The organism is Moraxella canis, from assembly GCF_034424565.1.
Classification (GTDB): domain Bacteria; phylum Pseudomonadota; class Gammaproteobacteria; order Pseudomonadales; family Moraxellaceae; genus Moraxella; species Moraxella canis.
Genome location: NZ_CP139961.1, coordinates 1,917,248 through 1,931,880, shown reverse-complemented (window position 1 = coordinate 1,931,880; position 14,633 = coordinate 1,917,248). Strand labels below are relative to the sequence as shown.

At 45.8% G+C, this 14,633-nt stretch carries 14 protein-coding genes and 2 tRNA genes; 10 read left to right on the top strand and 6 right to left on the bottom strand.

From position 1 onward, the window contains the following. Positions 1-21 precede the first annotated feature (21 nt). From murB to U0021_RS08715, 6 genes are all read left to right on the top strand, one after another. A complete protein-coding gene (gene murB / locus U0021_RS08740; RefSeq protein WP_114800453.1) occupies positions 22-1,098 on the top strand; it encodes a UDP-N-acetylmuramate dehydrogenase in 1,077 nt (358 codons plus the stop codon). Continuing rightward, positions 1,082-1,843 carry a YdcF family protein gene (locus U0021_RS08735; protein ID WP_114800452.1) on the top strand — a complete coding sequence of 254 codons (762 nt, stop codon included), beginning with the start codon at positions 1,082-1,084 and terminating at the stop codon, positions 1,841-1,843. The genes murB and U0021_RS08735 overlap by 17 nt, the downstream gene beginning before the upstream one ends. Positions 1,844-1,999: 156 nt before the next feature. Then, positions 2,000-2,090 (top strand) — tRNA-Ser (locus U0021_RS08730). Between the two features lie 26 nt (positions 2,091-2,116). Next, positions 2,117-2,207: transfer RNA gene (locus U0021_RS08725), tRNA-Ser, on the top strand. A gap of 198 nt (positions 2,208-2,405) precedes the next feature. Beyond that, complete coding sequence (gene argS, locus U0021_RS08720) at positions 2,406-4,133, top strand: arginine--tRNA ligase (RefSeq protein ID WP_114800451.1); 1,728 nt, start codon at positions 2,406-2,408, stop codon at positions 4,131-4,133. A 143-nt stretch (positions 4,134-4,276) separates the two neighbouring features. Then, entirely contained in the window at positions 4,277-4,975 is a 699-nt protein-coding gene (locus U0021_RS08715; protein ID WP_114800450.1) for a VIT1/CCC1 transporter family protein, read from the top strand. Positions 4,976-5,067: 92 nt separating this feature from the next. Here U0021_RS08715 and U0021_RS08710 read toward each other — a convergent pair whose 3' ends face one another. Beyond that, positions 5,068-5,493 (bottom strand): YeeE/YedE family protein, encoded by a 426-nt coding sequence (locus tag U0021_RS08710; protein WP_114800472.1) that lies wholly within the window; start codon positions 5,491-5,493, stop codon positions 5,068-5,070. Positions 5,494-5,506: 13 nt separating this feature from the next. Beyond that, positions 5,507-5,917: a YeeE/YedE family protein gene (locus tag U0021_RS08705; protein ID WP_114800449.1), complete on the bottom strand. Its 411-nt coding sequence runs from the start codon at positions 5,915-5,917 to the stop codon at positions 5,507-5,509. A gap of 127 nt (positions 5,918-6,044) precedes the next feature. On the opposite strand from U0021_RS08705, the gene U0021_RS08700 reads away from it, so the two are divergent. The 3 genes from U0021_RS08700 to U0021_RS08690 all read left to right on the top strand — a co-directional run bounded on the left by U0021_RS08700 (position 6,045) and on the right by U0021_RS08690 (position 7,490). Beyond that, positions 6,045-6,338 carry an ArsR/SmtB family transcription factor gene (locus U0021_RS08700; protein ID WP_049236290.1) on the top strand — a complete coding sequence of 98 codons (294 nt, stop codon included), beginning with the start codon at positions 6,045-6,047 and terminating at the stop codon, positions 6,336-6,338. A gap of 94 nt (positions 6,339-6,432) precedes the next feature. Continuing rightward, positions 6,433-7,122 carry an AzlC family ABC transporter permease gene (locus U0021_RS08695; protein WP_114800448.1) on the top strand — a complete coding sequence of 230 codons (690 nt, stop codon included), beginning with the start codon at positions 6,433-6,435 and terminating at the stop codon, positions 7,120-7,122. An 8-nt stretch (positions 7,123-7,130) separates the two neighbouring features. After that, a complete protein-coding gene (locus U0021_RS08690; protein WP_114800447.1) occupies positions 7,131-7,490 on the top strand; it encodes an AzlD domain-containing protein in 360 nt (119 codons plus the stop codon). Between the two features lie 76 nt (positions 7,491-7,566). Here U0021_RS08690 and U0021_RS08685 read toward each other — a convergent pair whose 3' ends face one another. Further along, positions 7,567-8,376 (bottom strand): ferredoxin--NADP reductase, encoded by an 810-nt coding sequence (locus U0021_RS08685; RefSeq protein ID WP_114800446.1) that lies wholly within the window; start codon positions 8,374-8,376, stop codon positions 7,567-7,569. 222 nt (positions 8,377-8,598) lie between these two features. Between U0021_RS08685 and U0021_RS08680 the strand changes: the two genes are divergently transcribed. Further along, positions 8,599-9,348 (top strand): glutathione peroxidase, encoded by a 750-nt coding sequence (locus U0021_RS08680; RefSeq protein WP_078256434.1) that lies wholly within the window; start codon positions 8,599-8,601, stop codon positions 9,346-9,348. A gap of 171 nt (positions 9,349-9,519) precedes the next feature. On the opposite strand, the gene U0021_RS08675 is transcribed toward U0021_RS08680, so the two are convergent. The 3 genes from U0021_RS08675 to nuoL are packed head-to-tail and all read right to left on the bottom strand — an operon-like array spanning position 9,520 to position 14,631. Next, positions 9,520-10,998: an NADH-quinone oxidoreductase subunit N gene (locus U0021_RS08675; protein WP_114800445.1), complete on the bottom strand. Its 1,479-nt coding sequence runs from the start codon at positions 10,996-10,998 to the stop codon at positions 9,520-9,522. Between the two features lie 2 nt (positions 10,999-11,000). Further along, the gene (nuoM, locus tag U0021_RS08670) at positions 11,001-12,758 is read right to left on the bottom strand and encodes an NADH-quinone oxidoreductase subunit M (RefSeq protein ID WP_114800444.1); all 1,758 of its coding nucleotides are present in this window, start codon (positions 12,756-12,758) and stop codon (positions 11,001-11,003) included. A gap of 1 nt (position 12,759) precedes the next feature. Next, a complete protein-coding gene (gene nuoL, locus U0021_RS08665; protein WP_114800443.1) occupies positions 12,760-14,631 on the bottom strand; it encodes an NADH-quinone oxidoreductase subunit L in 1,872 nt (623 codons plus the stop codon). Positions 14,632-14,633: the final 2 nt, after the last annotated feature.

Here is a 14,633-nt window from a genome sequence, read left to right as displayed (position 1 = left end):
GCCAAGCCTGCTACCGCTATAATGCAATCCATTTCCCACCATTTGACACATGACATGCTTGATACTTACCAAAATTATGACCTGTCTTCGATGAATACCATGGCGCTGTCTTCGGTCGCAGACACAGCGGTGGTGATTCACGATAAAGCCGCGTTACCAACACTTAAGCTGGATCAGACTTGGTTTGTGCTATCAGGTGGCAGTAATGTTTTGTTGCCAAGCAGGCTTCATGCTACCGTACTTTTGCCTCGCATGATGGGCAGGCGTGTACTGTTTGAAGATGACAAAGAAATCATCTTAGAGGTGCAAGCAGGTGAAAATTTTCATGATTTGGTGACCGACTGTGTTCATAAAGGCTGGTATGGGCTTGAAAATCTAGCCCTAATTCCAGGGCTTGTCGGCGCCGCCCCTGTCCAAAATATCGGCGCTTATGGTGTGCAGCTTGAAGATGTCTTGGTGGGTGTGCAGGCATATGAATGGACAACTAAGCAATTTAAACAGCTGCCCAAGCAAGACTGCGCTTTTTGCTATCGCCACAGCATTTTTAAAGATGAACCAAATCGCTACTTAATTTGTGCGGTGACACTGCGATTACACAAAGACCCGACACGCATTCTAAGTAGCTACGGCGATCTGCATACATATGCAAAACAGCTGGCAAATAATGAGAGCCGGACTGCCATCACCACCACAGATGTGTATCATGCGGTCATCGCCATCCGTCAAAGCAAACTGCCTAACCCAAAAGTTTTGGCCAACTGCGGCTCATTTTTTCAAAATCCGATCATCTCAACAGAGCATTATCAAAAACTGTGTGTCGATTATCCAACTTTACCCTGTTATCCTGTCACGAATGTTTCAGTTAAAGTGCCTGCAGGATGGCTGATTGACCAAGCCGGGCTCAAAGGTCAAGGTGTGCCGCCAATATTAACCCACGCCAAACAAGCGCTTGTTTTGACCAATCATGCACCGCTTAGTGCCACCCAAGAGGATATCAAAGCTGCAGCCGATGTCATTATCGCCGCGGTTTATCAAAAATTTGGCATCACCTTAGTGCGTGAACCTGTCTGGATCAATGCTGATGGCAGCTACAACTAACAGACCAAAAAAGCCGGCTTCCGCCCTACGGCGCATGGCATCAAAAGTCTTAAAAGTCATTGCACTGGGCGGCACTGTGATGATCATCGGTGCAGCGAGCGCTTTGACGCCTATGTTTGCTAATGTTGGCGGCGGTCTGCTCAATCTGTATTCTGCCCTCACCTTGCCTGCCGTTCAAGATGATGCCAAGAGCATCGTCGTGCTCGGTGGAGGATTGACCAAAAACCCAACTGGCGCAATCAGCTTAAACCACTTCACCCAAAGCCGTGCAGATGCCACCATTCGCCTACATGAGACGCATCCTTTGAGCATTATTACCAGTGGGGCTGAATCACCATGGCTGCGCGACTATTTGATTGAGCATATCACTAAGGCTAAGGCAGTGATCATCAACGAAAACGCCAGTATGAATACTTGCGAAAATGCCGTTTTTACTGCCAAATTACTCAGCTATCATGAGCTACCAACGACGGTGTATTTGGTGACAGATCGCTACCATATGGCTCGAGCGCGTCGCCAATTTGCCAAAGCGGGTATCGCTACCATACCTGCGCCTGCACCTCTTGCCATCAGTACCAGTTGGCAAAATCCTAAAGACAATTTGATCCATACGCGCCGCACCATCTATGAACTGGCAGCGCTGGCGCGAGACATTGCCATTCCCCAAACCAATTGTCGCACCACCGATGAGATCAGCATCGAAGAGATCAGCACCCCTCGCCGTCAGCCCAAATTATTTTTATAACCGCTTTTTTATAACCGCTTGGATTAATTTGTCATAAAAATCTTAGCATGATGACAGCCTACAATTCGCGATCAGTGCTCAAATATGACAAAATTGTGCCAATTTTTATAAAAAATCCTTGCATTTGTAAAAAATTCGTCTATAATACGACGCATTGGAAGCTTGGCAGAGCGGTTGAATGCACCGGTCTTGAAAACCGGCGTGGGTTCATAGCCCACCGAGAGTTCGAATCTCTCAGCTTCCGCCATATTTTTTTATTGACACACCGCTTACGGAAGCTTGGCAGAGCGGTTGAATGCACCGGTCTTGAAAACCGGCGTGGGTTCATAGCCCACCGAGAGTTCGAATCTCTCAGCTTCCGCCATTATTCAAATCGCCTTATCTTATAGATAAGGCGATTTTTATTGTTGAGAGTATTTGAGCTCACTTAAATGAATTAAAACACAAAAGATGTCTTGGCATTATTTGCCAATTAATCAAGATTTTTTATAGAAAATTTGCTAAAATTATCGGTTTATTTGATCAGAATTTTCCACTTTTATAATTTATCCATAGGCAATCGATGAACATTCAAGCAATTTTAAACACTAAAATTAAAGAGGCGATGATCGCAGCCGGCGCAGGCAGCGAGGTTGAGGCATTGGTGCGTCAATCCAATAAAGCACAATTTGGGGATTATCAAGCCAATGGCATCATGGGTGCTGCCAAAAAACTGGGTATGAATCCGCGAGAATTTGCCCAAAAGGTGCTTGATTATTTAAGCATTGACGATATCGCCGATAAGCTTGAGATTGCAGGTCCTGGATTTATTAATATTTTCTTAAAAAATGAGTGGATATCTGACCATGCCAATCAAGCCAACATCAGCAGCACTTTGGGTGTAACTGCTACCCAAACTGACACTGTGGTGGTTGATTATTCTTCTCCAAATGTCGCCAAAGAGATGCATGTCGGTCATCTGCGCTCAACCATCATCGGTGACAGCGTCGTGCGTACGCTTGAGTTTTTGGGTAATACCGTCATCCGCGCCAACCATGTGGGCGACTGGGGCACTCAGTTTGGTATGCTGATTGCTTATCTTGAAAAGGTAGAAAATGATGATGCCAAGGATTTGGACTTATCTGATTTAGAGGCGTTTTATCGCGCAGCAAAACAAGCCTATGACAGCGATGAAGCCTTTGCTGAAAAGTCACGTCATTATGTGGTCAAACTCCAAAGCGGTGATGAGTATTGCTTGGCGATGTGGCGAAAGCTTGTGGACATCACCATGGCGCAATGTCAGCGCACCTATGACCGCCTGAATGTCACCTTAACGCGTGACGATACCATGGGTGAAAGCCTATATAATCCAATGCTTCCCAAGATCGTTCAAACACTCAAAGACAAAGGCTTGGCGGTCGAAGATGACGGCGCCGTGGTGGTATTTTTGGATGAATTTAAAAATAAAGAAGGCGATCCGATGGGCGTCATCATCCAAAAAAAGGATGGCGGCTATCTTTACACGACCACCGACATCGCCGCGGCAACTTACCGCTATCAGACGCTTCACGCCGACCGCGTGATCTTGTTTACCGATGCACGCCAAACCCTGCACGCTCAGCAAGCATGGCTGATCACTCGTAAAGCGGGATTTGTGCCTGATGAATTTATCATGGAGCATTTTACCTTTGGTATGATGCTTGGTAAAGATGGCAAACCTTTCAAAACACGCACAGGCGGCACGGTGAAGCTTGCCGATCTGCTTGATGAGGCGATCGAGCGCGCGACCGCTTTAATTGACCAAAAAAATCCCGATCTTAGCGCCGAGGAAAAGCAGGCTGTGATCGAGGCAGTTGCCATTGGTGCGGTCAAATATTCTGACCTTTCCAAAAATCGTAACACTGACTATGTGTTTGATTGGGATAATATGTTGTCATTTGAGGGCAATACCGCACCCTATATGCAATATGCCTATACGCGCGTTCGCTCGATTTTTGCGCGTGCAGGGCTTGATATGGCAGCCATCAGCGGTGAGATCGTGATCAGCGAAGATAAAGAGCGAGCCTTGGCGATCAAGCTGCTTCAATTTGAAGAAGTGCTGTTATTGGTTGCCAAAGACGGTCTGCCACATCTATTGTGCCAATACCTGTTTGAATTAGCGGGCATTTTCTCAAGTTTTTATGAAGCCTGCCCAATCCTAAGTGCTGATGATGAGATCAAGGCTTCTCGCCTGCTGCTTGCTGCGCTTACCGCCAAAACCTTAAAACAAGGTCTTGATTTGCTTGGCATTAAGACCGTAGAAAAAATGTAAAGCGCGTTTTCATCCCCTGATATCTTCAGGGGGTGATTTTTAGCACAAGCCATCTTAGCATTCATGATTGCCTGCTGCCTTTACTGTTTTGGCGATATTTTGTGCTACAATATTGATCAATCGGTTAACATCCAAGGTGTGATATGTATAGCGTTCATCATGAGCCGCATTTTAGTAATCGCAACAATTGGCTGCGCGCAACTGTGCTTGGCGCCAATGATGGCTTGATCAGCACCGCAAGCTTATTGATGGGCGTGGCAGCAGCAGGAACACAAAGCCAAACTTTGATTCTGACTGGCATGGCATCGCTCATCGCTGGCGCCATCAGTATGGCGGCGGGTGAATATGTATCGGTTTCCTCACAGTCGGATACCGAGCAAGCAGACCTACTCAAAGAGCAGCATGAGCTCACCCATAATCCCGAAAGAGAGCTTATGGAGCTCACCGAGATTTATAAGCGGCGCGGTCTTGATGCCAAGCTTGCTAAGGAAGTTGCGATCGCCTTGACGGAGCATAACGCACTTGAGGCGCATGCTCGTGATGAAATTGGGCTCAATGACGATACCGCAGCCAATCCGCTCCAAGCAGCCATCGCATCTGGCTTATCTTTTATCGCTGGGGCGATATTACCTGTCTTGTGCGTGTATCTTGCCTCGCATGAGGTGCTGATCGGTGCCTTATGGGCGACGACGCTGATTGGACTGGCAGCACTGGGATATTTATCAGCACGCCTCGGCGGTGCCAAACCCTTGCCTGCTGTCATTCGCATTATCATCTGGGGCGTGATAGCTTTGGCAGCCACTCAGCTTATCGGTCAGCTTTTTGATGTGACTATGGCTTGATAAGCCTATAAATTTGGCATGAGCTAACATTGATCAGCATCAGTCATGATGTTTACGCTTAATGTATCTGCGTTAGCAAAATCGTGATTGATTTAAAATTTACTGCGCTTAGTATCCTTAAACCAATCAAAGCCTAGCATCGCCATCATCATAGGAATCATAAAATACAGCACCTGAAATTTACCCAAGCCTATTAGTGATAAAACAGGCGCAGGACAAATCCCCGCCAAGCCCCAACCGACGCCAAATATGGCAGCGCCAACAATAAGCGCTTTATCAATGTGCACAGCGGTGGGTAAATCAAACTTAGCATCATGATATGTCCGTGAATGATGCACGGCAAGCTGAAAAGGAATGATGGCAACACCAATCGCCCCTAGCATGACTAACGCCAAGCTTGGATCCCACTCACCAAAAATATCCAAAAAACCAATCACTTTGGCAGGATTTGCCATACCTGACAACAACAGCCCTGACCCAAATACCATCCCAAAAATCAGCGCACAGATATTTTTTATTTTAGTCGTCATATCAGCCTCGTAAATAACGCATCACAGCAACCGTTATAATTCCCGTCAGCAAAAAAGTTGCGGTCGCAGCCATAGAGCGGCGCGACAGCCGAGCCATGCCACAGATACCATGCCCGCTCGTACAGCCCGAGCCTAATCGTGTGCCAATTCCAACGAATATACCGGCAACGCCCAGCAGCCAAGCAGGCGTGGTCAGCCTAATCTCACCCAAATCCACCAAACCAAACGCTCGAGCCATCACAGCAGCCAAAGCAATACCGATCAAGAAGAACAAAGCAGCAGAGACTTTGGTTTTAGGTAAAGTCGCCATCATGCCACTGATGCCCACGATTCTACCTGTGCTATAAAGATAACCTACGGTGGCAATGCCGATCAACACGCCGCCCATCAGCGCCGATACGTAATCATTCATTTGATTCTCACTGTTTTATAATTTATATTATTATAATATATATTTTTATATATTAATAGAAATTTTTTGCTGATTATGCTAGGATGGGCAAGATTTTTTATGGAAAAAATATGAAAGAGAGGCTGCTTTGAGCGACATAAATTTTACACAGCTGCCCAAGGCTGTTTCTGTACTAAAGCTGCTTGCCAACCCCGATAGATTAAAGATCGTTTGTGTGCTTGAAAGGCAGGCTTTGAATGTCGGTGAAATCGCGGCACTGACCAATATCTTGCAGCCCACCTTATCGCAGCAACTGGGCATTTTGCGTCAAAGCGGGCTACTTAGCACCAAAAAACAAGGCAAATTTGTCTATTATCAGCTTGCAGATGATAAAGTCATGCGCCTTATCGGTTCTTTGCATGAGCTGTATTGTCAGCCTTAATACCATCAAATAAAAATCAACAATAGCATTATGAATTGACCATCTCATCTGATTGATTTGGTTGATTGTTTAAATATTTTAAATTGTCTTAGTTATGAATAACTCCCAAGCTTTTATCAAGGGCTGCCAATCGGGACTGCCTGTTGCTTTAGGCTACATTCCGGTGGCGATTGCTTTTGGTATGGCTACAACGGCTGCCGGCTTCCCGACTTGGATCATCATTACGATGAGTGTCTTCATTTATGCCGGTGCCAGTCAGTTTTTATTATTCGCCTCGATCATGAGCGGCGCAAGCGTGCTTGCCGTGGTAGGCTTATGTGCTTTACTTGACAGTCGTCACCTGCTGTACGCACCCTTGATGAAGCGTCACCTAAAATCAAGTGATGGCATGATTTGGATTGCTCCGCTAATCACAGACGAAGTCTTTGCCACCGCCATGGCAAAATTAAAAGGTATTGACAATCAAAAGCCTTGGCTGATTGGACTGGCTGTCGTATCGTGGGTGTCTTGGTGGGGCGGTACCATCATCGGTGTTTTTGGCGGCAAATTATTGGCAGACTATCCGGTGATGAGTGCCACGATGAATTTTGCTTTTGTGGCGTTATTTGTTTCATTATCCACACACGCCTATGTCAGCGAACCTAGATTTCGCCCTGCTTTGATCATTGCAGCAGTCATTGCAGCGCTGTGTGTGTCTGCTGATCATAGCGAAATTGCACTGCTTGTGGCAGGATTTGGTGGCGTTCTAGCGCATTTTTTATTAGTTAAATTATTGAATTATTAAGTCAAACTATGCTCAATGAATCTGGGTTTTATACGCTGCTGATAGCGGTTGTCTGTATGGCGATCTTGACCGCCCTTTCACGATCTTTACCATTTTTACTGCCTGATGATTCCGCCATCATTCGCTTTTTTACGGCTGAGAACTCGCCTTTTGCCCCCTTGGGCGGCGCGATTATTATTGGCATGACAGTGGTACTTGCCATGCCATTTTTTACAGAGTCTGCGGATAATAGCCCGCTCATCGCCAGTATTTTGGGTATCGTGATGACCATAATCGCTACCATCAAAGGCATCAATACTGGTATGAGCGTCATCATCGGTATGGCAGGATTTTTGGTGGGTGCGGGTATCGAAAAGTGGCTATTTTAATGATAAAAGCTTTAAAGATAAAAGCCACTTGTTGCCAAACATCAATACATCCCAATCAAGCCAAGAGCGCAAGTATTTACCAATAGTTTTCTACCGCAATATTGCCGACACCACGGCGATTCATGCTAAGCCCTTGTGCTTTGAGCGCTTCTTTGGTATCTTCAACCATTTGTGGATTACCGCACAGCATGACATGCGCTTGGTTGTCGAGCGAAACACTGGCTGCCTTGGCAAGCTCACCATTATGAATTAAGCTAGGAATACGCTCAGACAAGCAGCCAGCGACTTTTTCACGCGTCACGATGGGTATATAGTGAAAACGAGCAGGATCATCGACCAACCCCCCAAAGCTTGCTTCTAATGAGCGGATTTTGTCTTGATACGCCAATTCGCTTTGGGTACGCGCACTATACACCAGCACAATGTCATCATAATGCTCCCAAGCATACAAATCTTGTAAAATGGATAAAAATGGCGCAAGCCCCGTTCCAGTTGCTAACAGCCACAATGTTTTTGGCGTCGGTTCTTGGTACCGTGATAGCGTCAAAAATCCAAATGGCGTGGTGTTCAGATATAGTTGATCACCTGCTTGCAAATATTGAAGCTGCGAAGTAAACTCTCCATCCGGCACCACCACCGAAAAAAATTCAAGCGCCTCATCATAAGGAGATGATACCACGGAATACGCACGAAAAATCGGAGTCAGCTCCTCAGATTTGAGCTGATCTTGATAATAAATCAGCTCATCTGCACGCAGCCCCAACCGTACAAATTGCCCCGCCTCAAACCGAAAACCCTCAGGTCTGGTTGTCGTAAAACTAAACAAATTGGGCGACCAAACTGTCTTTGATAGCACCGTCAATGCCACTGCTTTGTCATCACTCATAAGTGTCTCTTTATAATTTTAATCTTAATGACCAATGTCCTCTTCATCACAGACATCAGACGTTTCATCGTGTATTTTGACTGATAATTCAGCTTTAGTCAAATCATCGCACACCCATCAGATGCCAAAAACCACCTCAAAAATCACCGCTTGAAAAATTGATCAACATCCCCATATAGATAAGCAGTATAGATTTTTATCACAACTGTTAAAGGAAATTGTATGGCTTTTAAAGACATGACAGGACAAAAAGTTCCAAATGCTGTATTTCGTACGCGCCAAGGTGATCAGTGGGTGAATGTTAGCACTGATGAGCTTTTTGGTGGCAAGAAGGTAGTGGTTTTTTCATTGCCGGGTGCGTTTACGCCGACATGTTCATCGACGCATCTACCGCGCTATAATGAATTGGCGGGTGAATTCAAAAAATTGGGCGTTGATGATATTTTATGCGTCTCGGTGAATGACACCTTTGTGATGAATGCTTGGGCAGCTGACCAAGAAAGCGATAAGATTACTTTGATCCCAGATGGGAATGGTGAATTTACCGAAGGTATGGGTCGTTTGGTAGGCAAAGAAGATTTGGGCTTTGGTAAGCGCTCATGGCGTTATTCGATGCTGGTTGATGATGGCGTGATTGTCAAAATCTTTGATGAGCCTGAAAAAGACGGCGACCCATTTGAAGTTTCTGATGCCGATACCATGATTAAATTCTTAAATCCTGACTGGGAAGACAAGCCTTCAGTGACCATCATCACCAAGCCAGGCTGTGCTTTTTGTGCCAAAGCTAAAGAAGCTCTGAAGTCTCGTGGCGTCGCTTATGAAGAAGTGGTACTTGGCCGAGATGCTAGTATGACAAGTGTTCGCGCCATTACTGGTCGTGAGACCGTTCCGCAAGTCTTTATCGGCGGCAAACACATCGGCGGTTCTGAAGAGCTTGAAACTTATTTGGCAAGTGATGACTGCGCCGTTTAATTTTCTGACGATACGATAAAAAAGAGCTTACAACTAAGCTCTTTTTTATTTGATTTTTAACTGTCAGTAATATGATTAAGACTGATACACCCCTATAAATAAGCACCCATTTGGGCGCTTATTTATCTTTATGATACTCAGATCACTTATAGCATCACAGCTCTAGATCACTTATAGCATCACAGCTCTAGCAGCCATTTGCATCATCGCTTCGGGTAGCACACCAAAGACAACGATCAGTGCAGTGATAATCATCACCATCACTCCACCTGCCTTTATACCCCAATGCTGATGCGCATCGAACTCAAGGTTGGCTTTAGGTTTTTGGTACAAATTGACCAAAACGCGCAAATAATAATATAGGCCAATGGCGCTACCCAAAATAATCATTCCAGCCGCCCAAAAGCGCACGCCTTGTACAGCTGCAAAGAACATGGTGAATTTGGTAATAAATCCTGCCGTCAGCGGAATACCTGCTAAAGACAGCAGCATCACAGTCAATACCGCCGTTAGCACAGGACGGCGCCAAAATAATCCTTGATAAAAACGCAGATCGTCAGCTTCGCCACTGATAGAAGTGCGTCCGCGCTCACGGTATGGGCTTGACATAAGAGTGATCACTCCAAACGCCCCAATCGATGTCAGCGCATAAACCGCCATGTACATACTCACCAAAGGCAAGCTGCCCGCACCGATCGATAAAAGTGCAATCAAAGCATAGCCAATGTGCGCAATCGAAGAATACGCAAGCATACGCTTGATGTTATTTTGACGAATTGCCAGCAAGTTACCCAACAAAATGGACAAAACAATGACAACAACCAAAATCATATCAAAAGCTGGCATGGCGGTGAACATACTACCCACAAAGAATCTGAGTGCAAGTGCCATCATAGCTACTTTACTTACACTTGCCAAAAAAGCAGCGATCGGTGCTGGCGCGCCTTCATAGACATCTGATACCCATGAGTGAAATGGCGCTGCTGATAATTTAAATGCCACAGCTGCCAACATCATCACCGCCCCAACCACACTCAAGCTAGACAGATTGCCAACCAAAAGATTTCTTGCCAAATCTTTGAAGAATAAAGCACCTGTATCAGCAAAGATCAGCGCCATTCCCATGAGTAACGTCGCGGAAGCTGTGGCGGACATGATCAGATATTTTAAACCTGACTCAAGCGATCTAGAGCGCAAGAAAGTGTATGCTAACATGCCATACATCGGCACAGACAGTAGCTCAAGCGACATAAAAAACGCCGCCAAATGCTCTGCGCCTGTCATCAGCATCGCCCCTAAGGTAGAGATTAGCATGAGCAAATACAGCTCATCTTTATGATCTTTTAATGTCTCAAAATAGCCATAAGCCAATGTACAACAAGCCAGCGCTGCGATCAAAATCACGCCCATATTAAAAATCGCAAAGCCATCAAAGACAAACAGCCCACCAAAAGATGCACCTGCAGGCACCAAGCCTAACGCTTGGGAGACAACTGCCAGCAAGGCAATGTTCAGACCTGAGACGCTGAGCGTTGCTGTCCAAAAATGAGAGCGCTTGACAGCAATGGCAATCATCACAATGAGTGCAGTGAGCGCCACCACCACAGCAGGCAGTATCGATAAAATAGATTCAAAAATCATAGGATTCATGATTATTCTCCCTGCTTGGTTTGGTGATCGTGGTGATGCTCATGACCTGAGTGATCATGATCGTGATGATGGTCAGACCCTTCATGATGATGCATACCAGCATCATACCCTTGACCATGCAGCTCATGGTGATGGGCGTGCATGTAATCGCCCATATTCCCTTCAATTAGGCGAATGCCATGCTTAGGCTCAGTCGCCATGGTCACATCATGGGCATAAGCACTAGCGATCCACTGCATCGATCCTTCAGATTTATCCATGACAGGCTGAGGATACAAGCCAAGCCACACCAATCCAATCGCCAAGGAAAGCAGCAGCGCCAATTCACGCTTGCCCAAATCTTTTAGCGTGCCATGATTTTGTTTCACCAAATCAAGCGTGGTATTTTGACCGAATAATGCACGATAAATCATAATCAAAGAATACAAACCTGCCATCACAAGGCTTGCTGTGGCAAGCGTAACAAAGATCGGATGATTGGCAAAAGAACCAATCAAAATCAAAATCTCACCGATAAAGTTACCCGTACCAGGTATGCCTAACAATGCCGCACTAAAGAACATGAGCAGCGGTGCAATATAGCGAAATTGACCCCACATACCGCCCATCAAAGTCATATCACGCGTATGCAGGCGCTCGTATAATTGACCCGCCATGATGAATAGCGCCGCACTTGAAAGACCATGCGCAATCATCTGCACCATGAGTCCTTGTAACGAAATCAGACTGCCGTCATAGATTGCCAAAACGACAAAGCCCATGTGCGATACGCTGGTATAAGCCAATAGGCGCTTAATATCCGTCTGCGCAAATGCCAAAAATGCGCCATAAAATACACCAATCATACCCAAAGTGATCACCACCGGCGCAAATTCTGCCGAAGCATTTGGGAACAGTGGAATCACAAAGCGCAACAAGCCAAATGCCGCAGTCTTAATCAAAATCCCAGCCAAGTCTACCGAGCCTGCCGTAGGCGCCTGGGCGTGCGCATCTGGCAGCCAGCCATGCAAAGGGAAGACTGGCAGCTTAACAGCGAAACCAATAAAGAAGCAAAGCATGATGATGTATTCCCAACCACCCAGATCTATACCCAAGAGGTCATGATAATCAAAACTTAGCACCCCAGTATGGCTAAAATGAATGATGACCAGCAATAAAATGCCAATCAGCATCATCAAGCCTGAGGCTTGTGTATAAATGAAGAATTTGGTGGCTGCATATTCTTTGGTCTTACCACCTGTGGCATTATGCCCCCACAGCGCGATCAAAAAGTAGATCGGCAGCAGCATCAATTCCCAAAAGAAGAAAAATAAAAACAAATCAATGGCTAAAAATACGCCAATCACGCCGCCTAGTGACCACAGCAAATTAAGATGAAAAAATCCGACGCGGCGCTGAATTTCGCCCCACGAACAGCCCACCGCCATGATACCTAAAAATGCCGTCAGAGCAATCATCAGCAAAGACAAGCCGTCCATAGCCAAATGAAATTTAATGCCAAAACTTGGAATCCATGGCAGGATAAACTGCGCCGCCCAAGGTAAGGTCTCGCCACTGACAGGCGCATCTGTCACCAGTAGCGTATTAAAATTCCCTTGCTGCCACAGCACCAAAGTCAATGCAAAAGTAATGATCATGCCGATCAGTGCAATCCAGCGCGGCAATCGATCACTGACTTTTTCAATTAACCAGCATAATAAGCCTGCAATAAATGGAATTGCGATCAATGCTGGCAGTATCCAGTTTTGTTCTAATGCCATGTTACACCACCACCATCAATGCTAAGATTAAAATAACCGCCAGACCTGCGCCAAAGCCAATGGCATGAGTGCGCAAAAGCCCAGTTTGAGTTTTTGTTGTTAATTTATTACCCAATGATGCACCCATAGGTAAGATATTAATCAGGCGATCAATCGGATCGGATTTCAAGATCTTGGCGATGCCTAAAAATGGCTTAACAAAAACAATGTCATACAAAGCATCAAAACCCAAACCATGATAACACCAATGATACAGCGCACCACCTAGACGAGTTTGTTTGAAACTGTTAAGTAGCTTACCTTGATTAAGCGCATATAACACCACGCCTAGCGCCAAACCTGCTGCCATAAATGCCATTGCGATATATTCAGCCGTATGTTTGGCATCTGCATTTCCTGCTTGCTCAAGCAGCTGACCTGCGCCCAGCGGCAGCACATCATTCAATGGCGGAATGATCATCGCGCCGATACCTGTTGAGAGCACCAATAACACAGACAAAGGTAGCCAATAGGAGATGCCTGAGAGTTTTTCGGCATGGGTTTTTTCTTCACCAAAAAAGGTGATCCAAATCAAGCGGAAAGTATAAACAGAAGTCAAAAACGCGCCAAAGACACCTGCCCAAAATAAGGTCTGATAGCCACCAGCATAAGCTTCCCAAAGAATCGCTTCTTTAGAATAAAAGCCGACAGTCACCCAAGGCAGTGCTACCAGCGCGCCACCACCGACGACAAAGCAGGCAAACACCAAAGGAATTTTCTTTGCCAGTCCGCCCATCTTAAAGATGTTTTGCTCGTGATGTACTGATAAAATCACCGCGCCAGAGGCTAAGAACAGCAGCGCCTTAAAAAACGCATGCGTCATCAGATGGAAAATGGCAGCTTGCCATGCACCAACGCCCAAAGCAATAAACATATATCCCAGCTGACTCATGGTTGAATAAGCCAAAATACGCTTGATGTCTGTTTGTGCCAACGCACAAAATCCAGCCACCAGCATTGAGATAGCGCCAACGCCGCCCACCCAGTATAATAAAATTTCAGGTGTCAGGATAAACACAGGATGCATGCGAGCGATCAAATACACCCCTGCTGTTACCATAGTCGCAGCGTGAATGAGTGCAGATACAGGCGTAGGACCTGCCATCGCATCAGCAAGCCAAGTGTGTAATGGGATTTGAGCTGATTTACCCCAAGCACCACCAACAAGCATCATCGCAGCCAGCACCAAGTTTGGGTTATTGACACCAAACATCTCTGGGGCACGCGTGATGATTTCGCTGATCGTTAGCGTGCCAAACTCACGGAATAATATAAACAGACCAATCGCCAAGAAAACATCACCAACGCGCGTCACTGTAAAAGCTTTAATGGCGGCGCGTCCATTGGCACGCTCATGAAAATAAAATCCAATCAACAGATACGAACAAATACCAACGCCTTCCCAGCCAAGATAAAGTAGCAATAAATTATCCGCCTGTACCAGCAATAACATACTTGCAACGAATAAATTCAGATAACTAAAAAATCTGGCAAATCCAGCCTCGCCGTTCATGTACCAAGAAGCGAAAAGATGAATCAAAAAGCCAACGCCAGTGATGATGCCTGTCATCGTTAGAGTCAATCCATCAAACGACAAACCAAATGCCGGCGCAAATTCACCCACTTTTAGCCATGTCCACAAAGGAATATTAACTACCTGTCCTGGATAATTTTGTAAATAATCCACAGATGCCATAGCGGCTGCCATGGCTGACAACAGCATCGAGCCGACACCAACGATGGTCGCCGCCATCTGAGAAAGGCGATCGCGCAAGCTAGCTAAAATTAAAAATCCAATGAGTGGGCAAATAAAAGTCCACATCAGCATACTCATAT

Bases quoted from the DNA above. Each gene is read 5' to 3' on its own strand.
- argS (WP_114800451.1), top strand. From the start codon at position 2,406: ATGAACATTCAAGCAATTTTAAACACTAAAATTAAAGAGGCGATGATC.
- U0021_RS08735 (WP_114800452.1), top strand. From the start codon at position 1,082: ATGGCAGCTACAACTAACAGACCAAAAAAGCCGGCTTCCGCCCTACGG.
- U0021_RS08705 (WP_114800449.1), bottom strand. From the start codon at position 5,917: ATGAATGATTACGTATCGGCGCTGATGGGCGGCGTGTTGATCGGCATT.
- U0021_RS08680 (WP_078256434.1), top strand. From the start codon at position 8,599: ATGGCTTTTAAAGACATGACAGGACAAAAAGTTCCAAATGCTGTATTT.
- U0021_RS08685 (WP_114800446.1), bottom strand. From the start codon at position 8,376: ATGAGTGATGACAAAGCAGTGGCATTGACGGTGCTATCAAAGACAGTT.
- U0021_RS08690 (WP_114800447.1), top strand. From the start codon at position 7,131: ATGCTCAATGAATCTGGGTTTTATACGCTGCTGATAGCGGTTGTCTGT.
- U0021_RS08695 (WP_114800448.1), top strand. From the start codon at position 6,433: ATGAATAACTCCCAAGCTTTTATCAAGGGCTGCCAATCGGGACTGCCT.
- U0021_RS08715 (WP_114800450.1), top strand. From the start codon at position 4,277: ATGTATAGCGTTCATCATGAGCCGCATTTTAGTAATCGCAACAATTGG.
- nuoM (WP_114800444.1), bottom strand. From the start codon at position 12,758: ATGGCATTAGAACAAAACTGGATACTGCCAGCATTGATCGCAATTCCA.
- murB (WP_114800453.1), top strand. From the start codon at position 22: ATGCAATCCATTTCCCACCATTTGACACATGACATGCTTGATACTTAC.
- U0021_RS08675 (WP_114800445.1), bottom strand. From the start codon at position 10,998: ATGAATCCTATGATTTTTGAATCTATTTTATCGATACTGCCTGCTGTG.
- nuoL (WP_114800443.1), bottom strand. From the start codon at position 14,631: ATGAGTATGCTGATGTGGACTTTTATTTGCCCACTCATTGGATTTTTA.